Origin of the sequence: Cloacibacillus sp. An23 (assembly GCF_002159945.1) — a bacterium.
Classification (GTDB): domain Bacteria; phylum Synergistota; class Synergistia; order Synergistales; family Synergistaceae; genus Caccocola.
This window is the reverse complement of sequence record NZ_NFJQ01000001.1, coordinates 99,656-117,687: the sequence shown is the minus strand read 5'-3', so window position 1 is coordinate 117,687 and position 18,032 is coordinate 99,656. Positions and strand designations below refer to the sequence as shown.

Genomic DNA, 18,032 nt, shown 5'->3' with positions numbered 1-18,032 from the left:
TTTTCCGTAAATGAAAGCGAATCATGACGGCGGCGACGCGGTAAAGCTCGGCGGTTCCGCCGAAAACAGGAATTTTTTCAAAAAGTTTTTTTACGAGCAGGAATTCAATCCGATGGCGCTCTACAAGATAGAGCCGGGCATCGACGAGCGCGGCGCGGAAGCCGTGCGCTATCTGGACGTCAACGGCGCCTACGAGAAAGTCCACAACGTCAGAAGGAAAGACGTCGTCGGTAAAACCTTCATGGAGGTGTGGCCGAACGTCGAAGACTGCTGGTCTGACATAATCGTCCGCTGCGTCAGGGAGAACCGCGCCATACACTGCGAGAGCGAGAGCGTCTACACGGACAAGTACCTCGAGGCGATTGCTTTCCCGATTTCTGAGAACCGCGCCGTGACGATATTCCTCGACAGGACTGAGCTAAAAAAGTCCGAGGAAGAGCTGAAACAAAAGCAGAAGATGCTGCTCGAGTATCAGGCCAAGCTGCGCGCGCTAGCGATACAGCTCACGATAAGCGAGGAGACGACGCGGCGCGAGATAGCGACCGACCTCCACGACAGCATAGGCCATTCGCTGCTCTCGCTTCTGCTCGACCTGCGCAAGCTCAAGGAGATATACACGGGCAACGGCGAAGCGGGAAGGATAATCGACAATTCGATAAAATCGACGGAAGAGATGATAACGCAGAGCCGCGCGCTGATATTCGAGCTGAGCCCGCCGATACTGCTCGAGGTAGGCATAACGCCCGCGCTCGAGGCTCTGGCCGACAAGCTCCTGGTGCCGCACGGAATAAAATGGTACGTCACGACGCGCGGCAGCATCAAAGACTATTCCGCCGACGACGCGGTGTGCGTCATACTCTACCGCCTTTCGCGCGAAGTGCTGATGAACGTCATAAAACACGCGAAGGCGACGTCCGTACACATAAGCGTCAACCGCGGCCCGAACAAAATACAGGTCGTCATAGAGGACGACGGCGTCGGAATAAGGCCCTCTATCGCGGCCAAGCGCGGAAAGAAATCCGGCCTCGGACTTTTCAGCATAAGGGAGCGGCTGCTGCACATCGGCGGAGACCTGCGCATAATCTCGAACGAATCCGGCACGACCGTCTCGATGCTCGCGCCCCTGAAACTTGAATCAGGCGCGAAAGAGGAGGAACGCGGCGAATGATAAGGATATTTCTCGCGGACGACCACGAACTTTTCCGAGAAGGGCTCAAGAGCCTGCTGCTGAAAGAGCCCGACCTCGAGGTTGCCGGCTCGGCGGCGGACGGCGCGGAGGCTGTGAAGGCGGTCGCCGAACTGCGCCCCGACATAGTGCTTATGGACGTGACGATGCCCGGCATGAACGGGATAACGGCGGCGGAAAAGATATGCGGCGAAATCCCCGGCGTATCGGTCATCGTCATCTCTATGCACAACGACCGCCGCTTCATCGCGGAGAGCCTCAAAGCCGGGGCGCGCGGCTACGTGCTGAAAGAATGCTCTCCTGACGTAATGCTCGAGGCCATACATACGGTGAGCCGCGGCGACGTCTATCTCTCGCCGAAAGCCTGCACCGTGCTCGTCGAGGACTACCTGCGGCTTCTGGACGGCGAGAACTCGGACGGCGCGAACCCGCTGTCTGAACGCGAACGGGAAGTGCTCGCGCTTCTCGTCAAAGGACGCACGGCGAAGCAGACGGCGGACATCCTCGGCATCAGCAAGAACACGGTGGACACGCACCGCCGCCGCATAATGGACAAACTCGGCTGCGACAGCATGGCCGAGCTTACGCGCTACGCGATACGCGAAGGCTTCCTGACGCTGGAATAACGCCGTGCGCGTCTGAGCGGCTCTCGCTGCGCGCAGCGGTACTCGGACGCGCTCAGCCGGCAATTTTATTTGTTTGTATATATCGCGCCTATTTTATTTTCATAAAGTTTGACTATATAATATGGGCATCTTGACGGAGGTGTTTCGTTTGATGCCCATAATTATCGGTGCCGGACTTTTTCTCGTACTGGCCGGCGTATATGTCGTGTTTTCAATGTCGCGCATGCGCGAGAGCGCCGGCGCAATGGAGCAGACGGCGCGCGAGCTTTTAACGCGGCTTCAGAGCGTCGAGGCGCGGCTCGGCGAGACGGAAGAGACTTTGGCGAAAAACCTCGTATCCATGCGCCGCGAGCAGAACGAGGCCGCGGCCGCAGGGCGGGCGGAGCAGGCGCGCAGCATAGCGAACCTAGGCGACGCGCAGGCGAAGCGCGTGACGGAGCTCGGCGGAATGCAGCGCGACAGCTTCCAGAACTTTTCGAAGCAGCTCGCTGCTCTCGGCGAGGCGCAGGGCGCGCTCATCAAGGCGATAAGCGCGCAGCAGACGGAAAGTCTGACCTCCTTTTCCAACCAGCTCGCCAACATAAGCCGCCTCAACGAGGAAAAGCTCGAGGCCGTGCGCTCTACGGTGGAAGAAAAGCTGCGCGAGCTGCAGAAAGGCAACGAAGAAAAGCTCGAGAAAGTGCGCGCGACGGTGGACGAGCAGCTCCACTCTACGCTCGAAAAGCGGCTCGGCGAGGCCTTCGCCTCCGTCTCCGAACGGCTCGAACAGGTGCATAAGGGGCTCGGCGAGATGCGCGCTCTTACCTCCGACGTCGGCGATCTCAAGAAAGTCCTATCGAACGTCAAGACGCGCGGCACGTGGGGCGAAATGCAGCTTCGCGCACTGCTCGAGCAGATGCTTACAAAGGAGCAGTACGCCGAGAACGTCGAGACGCGCCCGAAGAGCGGACAGCGCGTCGAGTTCGCCGTCATGCTGCCGGGACGCGGCGACGGAGCCCCGGTGTGGCTTCCCATAGACTCTAAGTTCCCGATGGAAGACTACCAGCGCATAGCGTCGGCCTCCGAGCAGGGCGACGCTGCGGCGCTCGCCGAGGCGCAGAAGGCGCTTCGGGCGCGCGTGCTCGACGAAGCGAAGATGATACGCGACAAATACATCGAGCCGCCTTACACGACCGACTTCGGCATACTCTACCTTCCGGTCGAGGGGCTGTACGCCGAGGTGCTGCGTCTCGACGGCCTATGCGAACGCATATCGCGCGAGTACCGCGTAGTCCCCGCAGGGCCGACGACTATATGCGCGCTGCTCAACAGCTTACAGATGGGCTTCCGCACCCTTGCGATAGAAAAGCGCTCGAGCGAGGTATGGGCCCTGCTCGGCAAGGTCAAGACGGAATTCGAAAAATTCGGCGTCGTGCTCGAAAAGACGCGCGAGAAGATAGAAGCCGCCGGAAAAGAGCTGGACAACGCCGGAGTCCGCACGCGCGCCATCAACCGCGCGCTCAAGGGCGTCCAGCAGCTTCCGCTTGACGGCGGCGAGGAATTCCTGGCCGACGCCGAAGAAAAGCCGCGTCAGGGACAGATATTTTAACTGAAGCCGCCCGACATGCAGCGGATTAACGATAACAGCAAACATTTATGCCGTTCCGGCAGTCTTTTGGATAGCCTGCCCCGGAAATGTCCTGTCCGGGGAATCTATAACACCGAGGCTGAATGAAACGGAACAGCCGTAATGAAGGCCGGAGGCCGTCGAGCACGGGCCGGAGGCCCAGTATCACGCAGAAGGCTTGCGGGGCGGCATACATTTTCGGAAGAAGTTAATCGGGGGATAAAAGCGCCGGTTTCGCGCCCCGCTCCGAACCGCCGGCTGAATATAAGGCGCTGCGCGAAACGGCGGCGAGCGGATAAAATTTCCGCGCGCCGCCGTTTCCGTCCTGTCGATAAAAAACTATTCTTCGCTCTCTGCGCGTCTGTTCGGCGGCGTACGGACTCCGACTATCTCCGCCGTCACGCCGCCCGGATTCATAAGGCGGAAGGGCTTCGAACTCTCGTAATATATGCTGTCGCCCTCTTCCAGCGTGTAGACGCGCCCCTCCTGCTCGAACTCTACCGAGCCGCTGAGGACGAGAAAACATTCCTCGCCCGGGTAAGAGGCGTACACTCCGTCCGGGTCGCTGTAATGCGGCGCCAGCTTCATTATCGAACATTCCATCTTTTTATTCGTTACGCTGTGCTGGAGCATTTCGTATGTGATCGGCGCGCGCGGGCTGCTGATGATCTTGCGCTCGTTTCTGCGCACCACGATATCCTCGGCCGGGTCGGTGTCGAAGAAGTACAGCAGCGGGACGCGGTAGAACGACGAAAGCTTGCGCAGCACGGAGATAGAAGGCTCTACCTTATCGGTCTCTATCTGGCTGAGGTATCCCTGCGAAAGTCCTGAGGCCGCTGCGACTTGCTTCAGCGTAACGCCCCGCTCTTTTCTCAGCTTTTTTACTCTGGCTCCAAGCATCTGTCCATGCCTCCACTCTCCAATTTATTGCTTCGCGTCTATACATAATTATAACAAAAACGGAAATATGAGATAGATATCAGTAAAATATTGATATACATACAAACATATAAACATAGAATATTTTGTATAAGTAAATATACGTGCGTAATGTCCGGTGCGCCCCAAAATGTAACACATGAAAAACTCATAATATGCCGGATTATCGTATTCTTTGCCTGATGGCGCAGAGCGGCCCAGTTTTTGGTAATTGCTAAAAAATTGATACGGCAGATTATTTTGTATACGCATAAAGTAAAACAAAGACGGAATATGAAGCGTCTCACGGCGTTATAAGAAAGGCGAAGCGGGGACTTGGATAGGAAAAAATACAAACATAAAAATAATCGTACGGAGCGCGGCGGAAGGAAAGAAGCCTTGGAGACGGGGACAAAGTTCATAGCCGGCGAACGCAGAAATTCCCGGAGGTCAGGAGATGTCCTTCGGAGACGCCGTGAGACTCTTTTGGAACGGGGATATAAGGATGACCCGCGGCCATGTCCCGCACTCCCAGGCGGCAACGTTATTTTGACAAAGGGAGCGCGCGTTTGCCCCTTATCTTATCACAGTGTGTTACAATTCAGCTGCGCGCCGGTCTTGGAGAGCCGGCTGAAGCACGAAGGGATGCGCAGTGCATGAATATGCCTGAAATACCGTTTTTTATCACGTTTGCGTTTATCATATTCCCGGCCCTTGCGTCGGCGGCCGCGCTGCTGTACTACCGCCGCGCCATGAGACGCGAGAAAACGCGTAAGAAAGGGTCAGGAACGGAATGAATACGGCGCTTTATGTTTCGGGCCTCTGCCTCCTGGTCTTCATCGCCATAGGGCTCGCGTCGAACCGTTATTTTTCCAAGTCGGCCGAGGGATTCTATTTGGGGGACCGCGATTTCGGCCCTATACCTACGGCGTTGAGCGTGGGGGCTTCCGATTCGAGCGGATGGGTTTTTACCGGAGCCGTCGGTTTCGCCTACGCTTACGGCGTGTCCATGATGTGGATATGTATCGGCTATACGATAGGTATGTTCTGCAACTATATATTTGTAGCGCCGGCGCTCCGCCGGTACACCAGGCGCACCGGAGCCACATCCATCCCGCATTATTTCGCGCTCCGTTTTCCGGACGAGGGGAAAAAGCTGCGCGCCTTCGCCTCGATAGTCATCGTAGTATTTTTCGTAGTCTATACGGCCGCGCAGCTCACCAGCGCCGGGAAATCCTTCGAGGCCGTCGTCGGCTGGGATTACGGCCGTGCCGTCTGGGCCGCGGCTTTTATAAGCGCCTTCTATACTTTGCTGGGCGGCTACCGCGCGGTCGTTTGGACCGACGTCGTCCAAGGCGCCGTCATCATAGCGGTGCTGTTTTTCGCGCCGTTGATGTTTATAACGTATATAGGCGGATGGCATGCGTTTTGGGAACGCGCGTATCTGCTTGACCCGAGGCTTTTGACGTTCGCCTCCGGCCTTAAGGGACGCGACGGGGCGGCGTTCGCTTTCGGCCTTGCGGCCGGAGGGCTGGGCCTCCTCGGGCAGCCGCATATACTGCAGCGCTTCATTACTGCGAGGGACGACGCCACTCTCATAACCTCCGCCGTAATAGGCGTGGCATGGGTGCTGATACAGACCAGCGGCAGCACCCTGCTCGGCGTTATATGCCGCGTAATGATGCCGGCGGTGCCGGACCCGGAGTTCGCTTTCCCTCTGCTGGTCGTGCGGAGCCTGGATCCGCTGGCGGCCGGTATAGTCCTCGCCGCAGTGTTCTCCGCTATATTGTCTACGCTCGATTCGCTTATCGTGCTTGTGGCTCAGACCGTGCAGCTCGATATCATAGAAGGAGTGTTCGGCAGAAAGCTTCCGGAGAGAAGCGCCGCGCTTGCCGGACGCGCCGTTGTCGCCGCGGTCGGAGTTTTCGGCGCTTTTATAGCGCTACAGCATCAGAGGATAGTGTTCTGGTTCGTACTCTACGCTTTCGCCGTTATGGGGGCGTCGTTCGCGCCTCCGCTTGTTCTTTCGCTTTTCTGCCGGTGGATTACTGGAAGGGGCGTTTTGTGCGGAATGGCCGCCGGAGCCGCGGTTACGATAGCGTGGTACAACACGCCGCCGCTGAAAGGATTCATGTATGAGTTGTTCCCGGCGTTTATAGCCTCCGCCGCCGTGACTGCGGCGGTAAGTCTTTTCTCCCGGGCGCCGGAAGACGCGAAACGTCATATAGAGCTGACGAAGAGGTAGGGATTCTGGCCGCCATGCCGTGCCGCAGTATACTCGCAGTATTTTCGCCATGCCGGTCGGAGCGCGTGGGATTTTCGTTTAGCGCGGCGAGCCGCAGGACTTTCGGGACCGTTTTGGCGTAAAGCCGGCCGCGATTGAGTTTTCTGCTTCCGGAGCGGAGTCCGTAAGTTTTATCTACCGCCCGCGCGCGCCGGAGCGCGGCGGCCGTTAAAAGACGGAGGCCTGCCGCCGCATGAAGGCCTCCGTCTTAGGTCTCTTAGTTTTTTCCCGGTTTTGTCTACGGCCTCGCGTAGCGGCCTATGAAGAGTATCGCGTTCGTCTCGTTGTCCTTTATCAGGTAGACGAACGGCCTGTCGGCGCGGAATACCACGGTCTCCTGCGGCGCGGGCATCGCAGCGCGCATCACTATGACGGCGGTCGCTGCGGCGGCTTCCGTGCCTTCTTCCGCAACTTCGACGAATGTCTTGTGCAGTACGCCGCTTATGCAGAAGTCGCGGTTTCCGCTGATGCCGGAGAAGTCGGCGGCTCCCGGCGTGAAGGCCGAAGCCATGCCGAGGCCCGCCAGCGTCGTGCTGAGCTCGTAGCTGCTTTCCTGCTTGAACTTCGGAATGAATATTTCGACGCGCGCGGGATTCAGCGCGGCGCTCCACTTCTCGACGTTCTCCGACGAGAGGCGCGCTTCGAGCTCTTCCGCCGAGGAATCTTTGTCGGGCAGCAGCACCAGCATCGAGAACCGTCCGTTCTTGTAGGGCATGTCGATCATCTCTGCGCCGTCGAGTTTCGCATAGCCGAGCCTGTCCGCGGTCCGCGTCATCGTCGGCACGCTTACGGATTTATCGGCGCTCACCCAGAAGGGACGCGGAGCCGTGTCGGAAGCTTTGAACTCCTCCTGCCATCCAGCCTTGAAGTAGACGGCGTTGGTCAGCACTATCTTCGTGTCCTTCGTGAGGGCCCCGCCAGGTATTATGTCGGTTATCTTGTCGTTGGTCTTTTCCTCTACCCATTTGTTTATCGTTTTGCGCGCCGCCTCTGGGTTAGATGCGTAGTCGAGCTGGCGCAGCCCCGCGCGGTAGTCGAGACGCACGAGCTGATAGAACTCTGGCAGTATTTTTTCACCCTTGGCCGGCCATATCGCGTTCGCCGTACTCACAACGGCAGTCTCCTCTGGCACGGAGTTCACCGAGCCGATGAGCGCGCCCATGCCCTTGTGGATGTCGGGCGTGAAGTGCAGCGCGCGCGCCATCTCTTCTTCCGTCACGCCGCGCGCTCCGGCGTAGGTCATAGCGAGCGCCGTCGATACGCTGTAGGGAGAGAGGAAGATGTTGTCGCCGGCTTTGTCCTTCGCGGCCGTTTTGTATAGGTCGAATGTGAAGTTGTTGACGGCGAGCGCCGCTTTAGCCGTAAGGGCCTTTTCGCCGGGCGTGTAGCCGGCGCCGTCCGCGCCGGAGAGTCCCGCGCGCATCGCGCATATCTCTATGTCTCCGCGCACGGCGTCGTAGTCGTAGCCCGCCGTTTTGAAGTACGGGCGGTAGGCCGCGGCGAGCTGCCGCATCGCGGTGAGCTCCTGCTCTCCGAGCTTCGTTATGTCGCGCTCCGCGTGCTTGAGGGCGGTTACGACCATCGCGACGACCTGTTCGGGCTTGTAGGCGCTCTTGCCCGGCACTACTTCGTTGTCTATGAGTCCCTTCGCAGCGAGGCTGCTAAGCGAATGATATGTCCAGTGGAAGGGCGGGATCAGTTCCGACGTCTCCGCCGACGCCGCCGGCGCGAAGGCCAGCGCGATTATCGCCATTACCAGTAGCGCAGTTCGTTTCATCACATTACCTCCGTTGTTCGGCCTGAGCCGTTCTGGCACGAGATTATAACACTTATTTGTGTGAATGACGTGGAGATGCGGCGGACGTCGGCGCGGCGCGCTTTTTCAGAAACGGCGGCTTGGTGCTACAATTACGGCGGGAATGTGGATTTTGTACGGAGGGATGAATGTGAGCCTATTTACCGTAAATATGGAAAAATGCGTTAAGTGCGGCGTCTGCGTCAAAGCGTGCCCGGCCGGCATCGTGCGCTTCGGAGAGACCGGCTTTCCGGAAGTGGACCGTAAGCGCGAGTCCCGCTGCATCGGCTGCGGCCAGTGCGTGCTGATGTGCCCGGCCTGCGCGGACGAGCTTTCTTTCCTGAAAGATTCGCAGCTCGTACGCGCCGCGGAGATAAAGATGCCGGGCGAGGAAGAGGGGCTGAATCTCATAAAGACGCGCCGCAGCGTCCGCTTCTTCCGGGACGAGGCCGTTCCGCGCGAGACTTTTGAAAAGCTGCTCGACGCCGTGCGGCAGGCCCCCACCGCGGTCAACAGCCAGAACGTCCGCTGGATAATCACGCTGGACCCGGAAAAGACGAAGGAGGTCACGAACCTCATACTCTGCTGGTTCCGCGAGGAAATTTTCAAAAACCCGACAAGCCGCGCAGCCATCCTGGGCGCGGGCATGATAGCGAAAGCCAAGGAAGGGGAGGACCGGCTTCTGCGCGGCGCTCCGCACGCCGCGGTCGCGGTCGTGCCGAAGAGTTACGGCTGGCCGGAGGACGGCGCTATCGCGCTGACTTACATGGAGCTTGCGGCCCACGCGATGGGGCTCGGCTGCTGCTGGGGCGGCTACCTCACTACGGCGATACGCAATTTCAAAGGACTGCGCGAGTATCTAGGGATAGGCGAGGACGAGCACGTCTGCGGGGCGCAGATGATCGGCGCGCCGTCGCTGAGGCCCGTCCGCCAGTTCGCGCCGCGCAAAGAAGTCAGCGTAAATTGGATAGGCTGAAGCGCCGCCCGCTCACGATAGGGATTCTCGCTCACGTAGACGCGGGGAAGACGACGCTGACGGAGCAGATGCTCTTTCAGTCGGGCGCGGTGCGCTCGCTCGGGCGTGTCGACGACGGCTCGGCTCACACGGATTTCACGGAGTTCGAGCGCCGCCGCGGTATTTCGGTGCGCGCCGCCTCGGCCTTCCTCACGTGGAAGGGCGCGAAGATATACGTCATAGACACGCCGGGCCACAGCGATTTTTCCGGCGAGACGGAACGCGCGGCGCGCGCGATGGATTTCGCCGTCGTCGCGGTCTCCGCCGTCGAGGGCGTGCAGGCCCAGACGGAAGTGATATGGCGCGCTCTCTCGAAGATGGGCGTCCCGGCGCTCTTTTTCATAAACAAGACCGACCGCGAAGGCGCGGACGTGGATTCCGTGCTCGGCGAGATTTCTGAGCTGACCGGCGAGAAGCCCGTCCGCCTTCCGCTCGGAGACCGCGAGGCGCTCGCCGAGGCCCTCGCTGAGCATGACGACGCGGCGCTCGAAAAATATCTTGAAGAGGGCTCGGAAAGTTTTTCCGCCGGAGAGCTCGATTCACTGCTGCTCGGCTGCTTTTACGACAGAAAATTGATCCCATACCTGACCGGCGCGGCGCTCAAAGGCGAGGGCGTCGCGGAGCTGCTCGACGCGCTCGCGGCGCTCGCTCCGCGCGCCCCCGAAACCGAAGAGCCGCCCTCCGGCGTGGTCTTCAAAGTCGAACATAACCCGACGCTCGGGCGCGTCGCGCACGTCCGCCTCTTCACAGGCGAACTCGGCAACCGCGACGCGGTGAAATGCTCGCCGTCTGGCGCGGAGGGCAAAATCACGCAGATACGCGAAGTCCAGGGCGCGAAGGAGCGCGACACGGGCGCGCTGCGCGCCGGTGAAGTCGGCGCGGTCTGCGGCCTCTCGCGCGTGGTCTGCGGAGACACGTTCGGCGACCCGTCGCGCGTTCCGCCGCCCGCAGGGATGTCCTCCCCGCTCCTGCGCGTCAAACTGACGCCGGAGTCCGACGCTGGCTATCCCGCGCTCGTCGCGGCGCTCGAAGAGCTCTCGGCGGAGGACCCGCTGCTCGACGTGATATGGGAAAAGGAAGTGCGCGAACTCCTCGTCCGCGTGACGGGGCTGATGCGCATAGAGACCCTGCTGCTCGCGCTGCGCGAACGGTACGGCATGGAAGTTTCCGCCGGCGAGCCGATGGTCATATACAAGGAGCGCCCGCTCAAAAAAGGGCGCGGCTTCGTCGAATACACGATGCCCAAGCCCTGCTGGGCCGTCATGCTTTTCGAAATAGAACCTTTGCCGTTAGGCTCCGGCGTCGTATTCGAGAGCGCAGTGCCCGACGACAAAATTTTCTTGCGCTATCAGGCTCAGGTGCGCCAGACGCTTACCGAGGCTCTGAGGCAGGGGCCGCGCGGCTGGGAGGTCACGGATCTGAAAATAACGCTGACCGACGGCGAGCACCACACGGTACACACGCACCCGCTCGACTTCGCGCTCGCGACGCCGATGGGCATAATGGACGGCCTGGTGAACTGCGGCACGGAGCTGCTCGAGCCTATGCTCGCCTTCCGCCTGACGTACCCCGAAGAGTACGGAGGCAGGCTGATAGGCGAGATACTTGCGATGCGCGGAAGCTTCGAAAGCCCCGTCGTGAAAAAAGGAAACTTTGTAATGGAAGGTCTGCTGCCGCTCGCGACGAGCATGGACTTCCCCGCGCGGCTCGCCTCGCTCACGGGAGGACGCGGGACATTTTCCGCGGTCCCTGCGGGCTATGCGCCATGTCCGCCCGGAGAGGGGCGCGACGTGCCGTACCGCGGCGTCTCGCCGCTCGACAGGGCGAAATACATACTTTACAAAAGAGGCGCGCTCGGCGCGTAAGCGAAAGGAGCATTCACTTAATGTCGGCCGAATACACTCATGCAACGACGATAAGGGTCCGCTACAGCGAGACAGACCAGATGAAAATAGTCTACAACGCCAACTACCTCGACTGGTTCGAGATAGCGCGCACGGAGCTCTGCCGCAAATACGGACACCCGTACACCGAATGGGAAGCCGCCGGGCTGATGCTGCCCGTCGTAGAAGCCTACTGCCGCTACAAAAGCCCCGCGCGCTACGACGACGAGATAGAGCTGTGGGCGCGCATAACAGACGTCAGACGCCACAGCGTGAAATTCGAATACCGCGTGATCCTGGCGGAAAACGGGAAACTGCTGGCGGAGGGCTGGACGAAACACGGCTGCACCGACGCCGCCGGGAAGCTTTACAAGAGCGAGCATCCGTTCTACCTTTGGGTGAAGTCCATAGCAGGCGAAGGTGAGTAGACGCGCCGGCTTCATGCTCGTAGAGCTGCTCGCCGCGGCGGCCGTCATCTGCGTCATTTCCGGCGCGGCTCTGGTCGCCTTCTCCGAGGGCCCAGACGAGCGGCGCGTCGTGCGCGATGAGGCGGAGAATCTGCGATCATGGCTGATGTCGCGCATGGAGGAGGCCGCGCGCGAAAATTGCGGCTTTAAGCTCATCCCGATATTTATCGGTATGCAGGCTAGCGAGCTCAAGCTTGAATGGCGGGGCGGCGCACGCGACCTGGAAAGCGAATTTTATTCAGCGGAGCGCGCGGACCTTGAGCGCGTCAGCCTCGCTAAAGAGTATACGTTCGACGGCGAATGGTTTACTCTTACCCCCGCGGCATCGTTTATAATAAGGTCAAGAAGGGACCCGTCCATACGCCTCATAGTGACGGCGTCGGGAACGGGCTACGCGGACGTGAAGGAAACGTTGGAGGATTAGGCGTGGAAAAGAACAGCTGGCATGAAGAAATAGACTTTCACTGCAAATTCGGGATGTGGCCCTTTCAGAAGAGCCTCGACATCACCCCCGCCGGCTTCCTCTACTGCGGAGAGCTCTTCCCTCTCAAGACGATAACGCGTCTGCGATGGGGGATAGACCAGAAACGCGGCGGCATCTTCCCGAAAGTGGCGTACCTAGCCACGTTCGGCACCGCTACGCGCGAATTTACTATAAAGACGAAGCAGAAGGATTTCTACGAGCACCTTACGCAGCGCTTCTGGCGCGCCGCTGGGTGCAGGCTCATGGCGGAAATGCTCGAAAAACTGAAAAAAGGCGGAAGCTGCGTTTTTGGAGACTTCTCCATATCGGACGGGGGGCTGACGGTGAGGCCCAAGGGGCTCTTTAAGAGCCAGCGCTCCGAATTTTTCGAATGGGCGAAGCTCAAATGGGGGATAGTGAACGGCAATCTTGTATTTACTCCCTCAGACGCGCCGGAGCGGCCGATCGCTAGCGCCTCGTTCCTGTGGGTGGACAACGCCCACATACTGAGCGTCGCGCTCGCGCTTCTGCAGGAACGCCCCGACAAAAGGAGGCTAAGCGCTATAGCTGACTGAAAATGAAAAACAGACCGAGACGCATTCCGATACCGGAATGGATAAAGATAGACCCTGAGAGCGCGGCCGCAATGGGCCCGCTTTCGTCTTTTGATGGCTCTCCGTACTTCGCAGCGCCTGATTTTTACTCTATGCGCAGCAACGACAGAGGGCTCACCATAATCAGCGAATACCCGACCTACCAGCAGACGAAAGGCTACAGCTGCGGCCCGAGCGCCGTGCTGACGATACTCTGGCATTTCGGCGTGACGCATTACGACGAAGATACGCTGATTAAGCTCTGCGGGACTCTCACGACGCCCAACGAGCGGCGCGAAGGCGGCACGCCGACGTCGGGGATATGCCGTTTCTTTGAAAGCATAGGCTGGAACGTCGAGTCAAGCCTTTACGCGCCCGTGCGCAACAACGTCATATTCGACACGCCAGCGCACTTCCGCGACTACGCGATCGGCAAGCTGCGCTCCGGCATCCCGATAATGCTCGAGAACATCTGCCTCTGCGCGCACTGGCGCGTGCTCATAGGCTACGACACGATGGGAACGGAGACGACGGCGGACGACGTGCTGATATTCATGGACAGCTCCGACACGCGCGACCACTGCCACGACGGCTACGCAGTCGAGAACGCCGAAGAATTCTTCGACATGTGGCACGACCACGGCGCGCTTCCGCCGGATCAGAGAATACAGCAGTACATAGCCGCCTGGCCGAAGGCGGCCTCCAAAGCATAAGCATACAAACCGATGCAAAGCGCGGCGGCACGGGGGGCGATACAGCCCCCGTGCCGCCGCGCTTTGCGTGTTTGCGCTCTTACTGACGGTTCCTGCCCTTAAGTCTGAGTGCGGCGAAGAGTGCCGCCGCTGCGAAAAGCGCAGCCGTCCCGCCGAACGCGCTGCACCCGCCGCCGCTGCCGCCCGACGGCGCGGCTGGACGCTCGCTCTCAGGGCGGATGACGAGAGTCTCCGCCTTATAGAGAGTGCGCGGTTCGCCGGCGCCATCCGGCGCCGTCGCGTATATAACGGCTTCTGCGTCCCAGTCGTCGGTCTGCGTGACGGTTATCACGCTGCCGTTTATCTCTATCTTGGTGTCGTCGTCGTCCGCCATGCTGTTTTCGACGGAGAGCATATACTCGCTTTCCGGCACGATTTCCCCGTCGGCGTTTCTGAGCGTCGCCGTCACTGCGGCGGGGGCGTTGGGAACGGTCCATACGGTGTCGGCGGAGAAGGTGAGAGTATAGCCCGCGCCGCTTTCGACCGCTATCTCGACGTCTGTCGCGTACTCCGTTCTGTACGACGGATTGCTGCTGTCTGTGATTTGCGCGCTGATTGTGCAGAGTGCGAGGCCAGATGCGAGCGGAGTCACCGTCACGGCGTTGTCTCCGCTGGCTACAGCGGCTGAGCAGACCTCGGCGGCTTCATCCGTGCCGGCCTCGCCGGCATCGTCTGTCTTATTAATGACCGCATTTAAGCTGTACTGACTCGCCTCAAGCATCCGACCGCTCTCGGTGCCGAGCATGATCCTCATAGCGGCAGGATCGCCGCCCTCCGTCAGTATAAGCGGCGACTGCGGTTCTGTAGAAAGCTCGTAAGGCACCTTGTCGCCTCGGACGTACCACAGTCCGTCCGAGCTTGTTATAGTCTCTATATGCGCTTCTTTTTCTGCCTCTGTAGGCACGACATATTTTCTGGGATCCGAGTCGAATGCGCCTCTGTCTATTGTGAACAGGTCTTTCATGCTGGCGTCCGCAATAGCTACTCTGTTTGTCAGAATCTTTCCGCACTCTCCGTCGTTGTCGTCTCTTATCACAAGCGAGCCTGTATCGACCTTAAAAAGAGGCCCGGCGCCGCTGTACGACACCGTATGTCCGTTGAGGTCGAGCGTGGTGTCCCTTTGGGATACTGTTATCTGCGAAGAGCCTGAGATGTCTGCCGTCAGTATTATCGTGCCGCCCTGATCGACGGCCGCCTGTAGCTCGCTCCATGCCTTTACCGTATGAGTTCCGTACTCGATGATATCCGCGGAACAGCTGCCGGTCTGCAGCATAAACACAGCTGTGAGCATAAATATGAAAAACGCGATCTTCCTGTACATACATTGTACCTCCTGCCTAATCCGCCGCCGTTGCTGGCGGCTGTCATATAACGGCGCGGCAATGACGCGCGCCGGGCGCGGAAGAGCGCAGCCGCCTTGTATCCAGCGTGAGCCTGACGATGCGTACTGTGCACGTCACTTTTTACGTACTGTATTGTATCACTTCAATGTGCGGAATTTATAAAAATATTTATTTTGCGGAAAATGTAAAACAAAAAAGCCCCTGGCGAGTCAGGGGCTTCTTGGTGCCTTTGGTGATTGATTACAGAGTTACTTTGCTGTACTGATCACGCATTCCTTTGACGGCCGCCGCAAGTGCTTCAGGGTCGAGGACCATCTCCATCATAGAAATCTGCTCTTCCCATTCCTTGGGATCGCACTCAGCACGAATTACCGGATCAAAGATGTGATACACGGGGAGCCCCAACGAGACTCCAGCAAGGGGACCTGCAAAGGTCGGGTCGCCGTTCGTTACGGTTTCGGCGTAGATTTCTGCGCCTTCCGCATCCGAAGAACCGAGTACTACTACGCAGTTCTCGGCGCCGTACTTCTCAGCAGCGTCTTTGATGCGCTGCTGGTTCTGCAAGTCCATTGCTCCTGCCGCGGTTCAGACAAAGCATTCCGTCGCGGAGAATACTATCTCTGCACCGGAATCCTTAAGGCACGCTTCCATAGCGGGCCCAGGAACGCCGTCTCTTTCACCAAGCAGGAGTAATTTCTTACCATTGAGTTTTCCCATGGTCAGATGCCTCCTAGTTGTGATTTATTGCTAAACCGAACGCTTTCGCGCCCGGCTCTCGCCTTGTTGGATTTTTGTAAAGCCGCTTACTTCGCGAGCTCTTCGATTGCCGCCCTGATGGACTCTTCGGTGCACTCTTCCTTGGAGAGGCGCTTCACTTCCTCGCCGTTCTTAAAGAAGAGGAAGGTCGGAAGGCCCATGACGCGGAAGGCCATCGCGACTCTCTTGTTGGTGGAGCAGTCAACCGCGGTGAACTTCACCTTGTCGCCGAACTCGTGCTCCATATCGTGATACTTCGGCTTAAGAGCCATGCAGGGGACGCACTGCGGGCCCCAGAAGTCTACGACGACCGGCTTCGCGGTTTCCTGCTTTACTTCAGCTTCGTAATTTTCTTTGGTAAGATCGATCATTGTATTGCTCCTCCTATTGATTTTATTTCTTTATATTCCCTGTTCCATTTACCGCTATCTTATCATTTGAGCCGCGGAAAGTCGATAGAGATTTTTATTTTTCCGCTACTCCATATCAAGAAGCATCGCGTCGCGAAGCGAGCGCTGGAGCATCTGCCTGTCGATTATTCCGAAATCCTCTCCGGGAGCCGGAAGGTTCGGATGGTCGCGCTCGATTATGTAACGTTCGCGCGCTTTGTGGAGCGCGATGAGACCCTCGCCGTCGTACTGACGGTCGTTCTTTTCTATGACGAGCGACCGGTACGGGCCGCGCATGATTGGAACGTTCGGAGGAAGCGGGGCGGACACCAGCTTCCATCCCTGCTGAAGAAGCTCTTCAGCTTTGTCCAGCGTCGCGAAAGGGTCGCCTTCCACGAGCGTTATCTCAAACGGCACAGCCGCGTTGCGCTCAATCCACGGGTTGTTCGTCACTATGCGTAAAACTCGTTCCGTCATTGCATTACCTCCAAGGCCGTACTGAACGGCCTCGTTTGTGACTAAAGTATTTTACTTCAAAAGGCTGCGGAAGTATTCGTGCAAAATCACAAAGATATAAAAAACGGGCGGCGAAAACGCCGCCCGCCTTTGTACTGCGAGTTAGTTCTTCTCGAAGATGGTCTGTTCTTCGATAGGCGTGGTCATGGCCTTGAGCGCGCGCAGGCAGAGCTCTCTGCGCGCGGCCTTGTCGACTTCGGGACCGAGCTCGGGCTCTCCGACGGGATGCGGAATGGCTACGCCCGGGACGATTCTGTTGCTTCCGACCGTGAGCATGATCGGGACGATGGTCGCTATCTGAACGACGGGGATTCCGGCAGCGTTTTCAATTTCTCTTGTCATCGATGCACCGCACCGAGTGCAAGTTCCTCAGGTGGAGGTGAGGATCACGCCGTCAACTCCCGCTTCCTTGAGCTTCTTGCCTATCTCCTGGCCGAACTTCTCAGCGAAAGCGACTGCGGTTCCCGTTCCGGTCGTCGTGTAGAATTTGTCGTAGAGCTTACCGAATACGCCCTCTTTTTCGAGTTCGCGCATCACGTCGAGCGGGACTACGACGTCCGGGTCGAGGTTGGCCCACTGACGGTCGTATCCGCCGTGGATGGACTCGTAGTTGTCCGGGTTCATGTCGTTGAGCTGCGATATGTCGTACTCGCCGAAGCTCTCAGCCGAGGAGACGCGGATGTGGTCCGGGTTGCCCTTCGGGACGATGCCGCCGGAGGTGACGAGGGCGATGGTCGCGTGCTTGAGGTCTTTGATAGGGGCTGCCGGCGGTATTTTCTTGAATACCGGCATCTCGTACTCCGTGCGGAACTCTTCGCCGCGGAGTTTGTGGAGGAGCATCTCTACCGCGCGCTCGGCTCCGCTCTTCTCATGGAAGAAGGATTTGCGCATGCCGCGGTGGATGTAGCCTTCGATGCGGGCGGGGCCCATCGGCTCGTGCTTCGCGAGCTTGAGTCCGAGCTTCGCCATCGCGGGGAGGGCTTTGCCCATGCCGCGCGCGGAGTCGGCGCAGGGGACGATGTAGGTGTTGGGATAGTCCTTCTTGGCGTAGAGCTCGACGCCGGGGTTCTCGTGGTACATCGAGGTGACGGTCGGGATGCCTAGCTCGTTGCCGACGGTGGCCGCTATGTCGCCGCAGGCGAAGCCGTAGCGTCCGGCGTTGAAGGCGGGGCCGGCGATGAAGAGATCGGGCTTCTGCGCCTTGACGAACTCAAGGCACTTCGCGCGCGCTTCTTCGGTATGCTCGCCGTAGTAACCGTCGCCGCAGATCACCGTCGCGACTATCTGGGCTTCCTCGCCGAGGGCCTGCTGGAGTCCGAGGCCGGGTCCGACTACGCCTTCGCGTACTTCGGGCTGGTGGTCGGCCTTCTCTTCTCCGCCTATGTTGGCGAAGAACTGGTTGATGTAATGTACTACTCTGATGGTCATTTCAGTTACCTC

17 protein-coding genes are annotated in these 18,032 nt (G+C 59.0%); 10 read left to right on the top strand and 7 right to left on the bottom strand.

Annotated elements, in window-relative coordinates; genetic code table 11:
• Positions 1-10: 10 nt before the first annotated feature.
• The 3 genes from B5F39_RS00605 to rmuC all read left to right on the top strand — a co-directional run bounded on the left by B5F39_RS00605 (position 11) and on the right by rmuC (position 3,400).
• Positions 11-1,168 carry an ATP-binding protein gene (locus B5F39_RS00605; protein ID WP_087362902.1) on the top strand — a complete coding sequence of 386 codons (1,158 nt, stop codon included), beginning with the start codon at positions 11-13 and terminating at the stop codon, positions 1,166-1,168.
• Positions 1,165-1,812: a response regulator transcription factor gene (locus tag B5F39_RS00600; protein ID WP_087362901.1), complete on the top strand. Its 648-nt coding sequence runs from the start codon at positions 1,165-1,167 to the stop codon at positions 1,810-1,812. Before B5F39_RS00605 ends, B5F39_RS00600 begins: the two co-directional genes overlap by 4 nt.
• A 151-nt stretch (positions 1,813-1,963) precedes the next feature.
• Positions 1,964-3,400, top strand: a complete 1,437-nt coding sequence (gene rmuC / locus B5F39_RS00595; RefSeq protein ID WP_239390993.1) for a DNA recombination protein RmuC — start codon at positions 1,964-1,966, stop codon at positions 3,398-3,400.
• A 357-nt stretch (positions 3,401-3,757) separates the two neighbouring features.
• On the opposite strand, the gene B5F39_RS00590 is transcribed toward rmuC, so the two are convergent.
• Entirely contained in the window at positions 3,758-4,318 is a 561-nt protein-coding gene (locus B5F39_RS00590) for a helix-turn-helix domain-containing protein (protein ID WP_087362899.1), read from the bottom strand.
• An 811-nt stretch (positions 4,319-5,129) separates the two neighbouring features.
• Here B5F39_RS00590 and B5F39_RS00585 point away from each other — a divergent pair.
• Positions 5,130-6,581 carry a sodium/proline symporter gene (locus tag B5F39_RS00585; protein ID WP_087362898.1) on the top strand — a complete coding sequence of 484 codons (1,452 nt, stop codon included), beginning with the start codon at positions 5,130-5,132 and terminating at the stop codon, positions 6,579-6,581.
• A gap of 277 nt (positions 6,582-6,858) precedes the next feature.
• Here the strand turns inward: B5F39_RS00585 and B5F39_RS00580 are convergent, their stop codons facing one another.
• The gene (locus B5F39_RS00580) at positions 6,859-8,397 is read right to left on the bottom strand and encodes a serpin family protein (RefSeq protein WP_087362897.1); all 1,539 of its coding nucleotides are present in this window, start codon (positions 8,395-8,397) and stop codon (positions 6,859-6,861) included.
• Positions 8,398-8,461: 64 nt separating this feature from the next.
• Between B5F39_RS00580 and B5F39_RS00575 the strand changes: the two genes are divergently transcribed.
• Genes B5F39_RS00575 through B5F39_RS00550 form a run of 6 tightly spaced genes read left to right on the top strand, consistent with a single transcriptional unit; the run spans position 8,462 to position 13,549 of the window.
• Positions 8,462-9,391 carry a nitroreductase family protein gene (locus B5F39_RS00575; protein ID WP_087362896.1) on the top strand — a complete coding sequence of 310 codons (930 nt, stop codon included), beginning with the start codon at positions 8,462-8,464 and terminating at the stop codon, positions 9,389-9,391.
• Positions 9,379-11,295, top strand: coding sequence for a TetM/TetW/TetO/TetS family tetracycline resistance ribosomal protection protein (locus tag B5F39_RS00570; protein ID WP_204244996.1), 1,917 nt, complete (start codon positions 9,379-9,381; stop codon positions 11,293-11,295). Before B5F39_RS00575 ends, B5F39_RS00570 begins: the two co-directional genes overlap by 13 nt.
• A gap of 20 nt (positions 11,296-11,315) precedes the next feature.
• Positions 11,316-11,741, top strand: coding sequence for a thioesterase family protein (locus B5F39_RS00565; RefSeq protein WP_087362895.1), 426 nt, complete (start codon positions 11,316-11,318; stop codon positions 11,739-11,741).
• A complete protein-coding gene (locus B5F39_RS00560; protein WP_143330603.1) occupies positions 11,734-12,204 on the top strand; it encodes a type II secretion system protein in 471 nt (156 codons plus the stop codon). Before B5F39_RS00565 ends, B5F39_RS00560 begins: the two co-directional genes overlap by 8 nt.
• A gap of 2 nt (positions 12,205-12,206) precedes the next feature.
• Positions 12,207-12,818, top strand: coding sequence for a hypothetical protein (locus tag B5F39_RS00555; protein ID WP_087362893.1), 612 nt, complete (start codon positions 12,207-12,209; stop codon positions 12,816-12,818).
• Positions 12,819-12,820: 2 nt separating this feature from the next.
• A complete protein-coding gene (locus B5F39_RS00550) occupies positions 12,821-13,549 on the top strand; it encodes a papain-like cysteine protease family protein (RefSeq protein ID WP_087362892.1) in 729 nt (242 codons plus the stop codon).
• A gap of 79 nt (positions 13,550-13,628) precedes the next feature.
• Here the strand turns inward: B5F39_RS00550 and B5F39_RS00545 are convergent, their stop codons facing one another.
• The 5 genes from B5F39_RS00545 to B5F39_RS00525 all read right to left on the bottom strand — a co-directional run bounded on the left by B5F39_RS00545 (position 13,629) and on the right by B5F39_RS00525 (position 18,020).
• Positions 13,629-14,909, bottom strand: coding sequence for a hypothetical protein (locus tag B5F39_RS00545; protein ID WP_087362891.1), 1,281 nt, complete (start codon positions 14,907-14,909; stop codon positions 13,629-13,631).
• 262 nt (positions 14,910-15,171) lie between these two features.
• A complete protein-coding gene (gene grdA, locus B5F39_RS00540; RefSeq protein ID WP_087362890.1) occupies positions 15,172-15,648 on the bottom strand; it encodes a glycine/sarcosine/betaine reductase complex selenoprotein A in 477 nt (158 codons plus the stop codon).
• 86 nt (positions 15,649-15,734) lie between these two features.
• On the bottom strand, positions 15,735-16,058 hold the full coding sequence (locus B5F39_RS00535) for a thioredoxin family protein (protein WP_087362889.1): 324 nt from the start codon (positions 16,056-16,058) through the stop codon (positions 15,735-15,737).
• A gap of 105 nt (positions 16,059-16,163) precedes the next feature.
• Entirely contained in the window at positions 16,164-16,553 is a 390-nt protein-coding gene (locus B5F39_RS00530; RefSeq protein ID WP_087362888.1) for a GrdX family protein, read from the bottom strand.
• Positions 16,554-16,694: 141 nt separating this feature from the next.
• Positions 16,695-18,020, bottom strand: coding sequence for a glycine/betaine/sarcosine/D-proline family reductase selenoprotein B (locus B5F39_RS00525; protein WP_087362887.1), 1,326 nt, complete (start codon positions 18,018-18,020; stop codon positions 16,695-16,697).
• Positions 18,021-18,032: the final 12 nt, after the last annotated feature.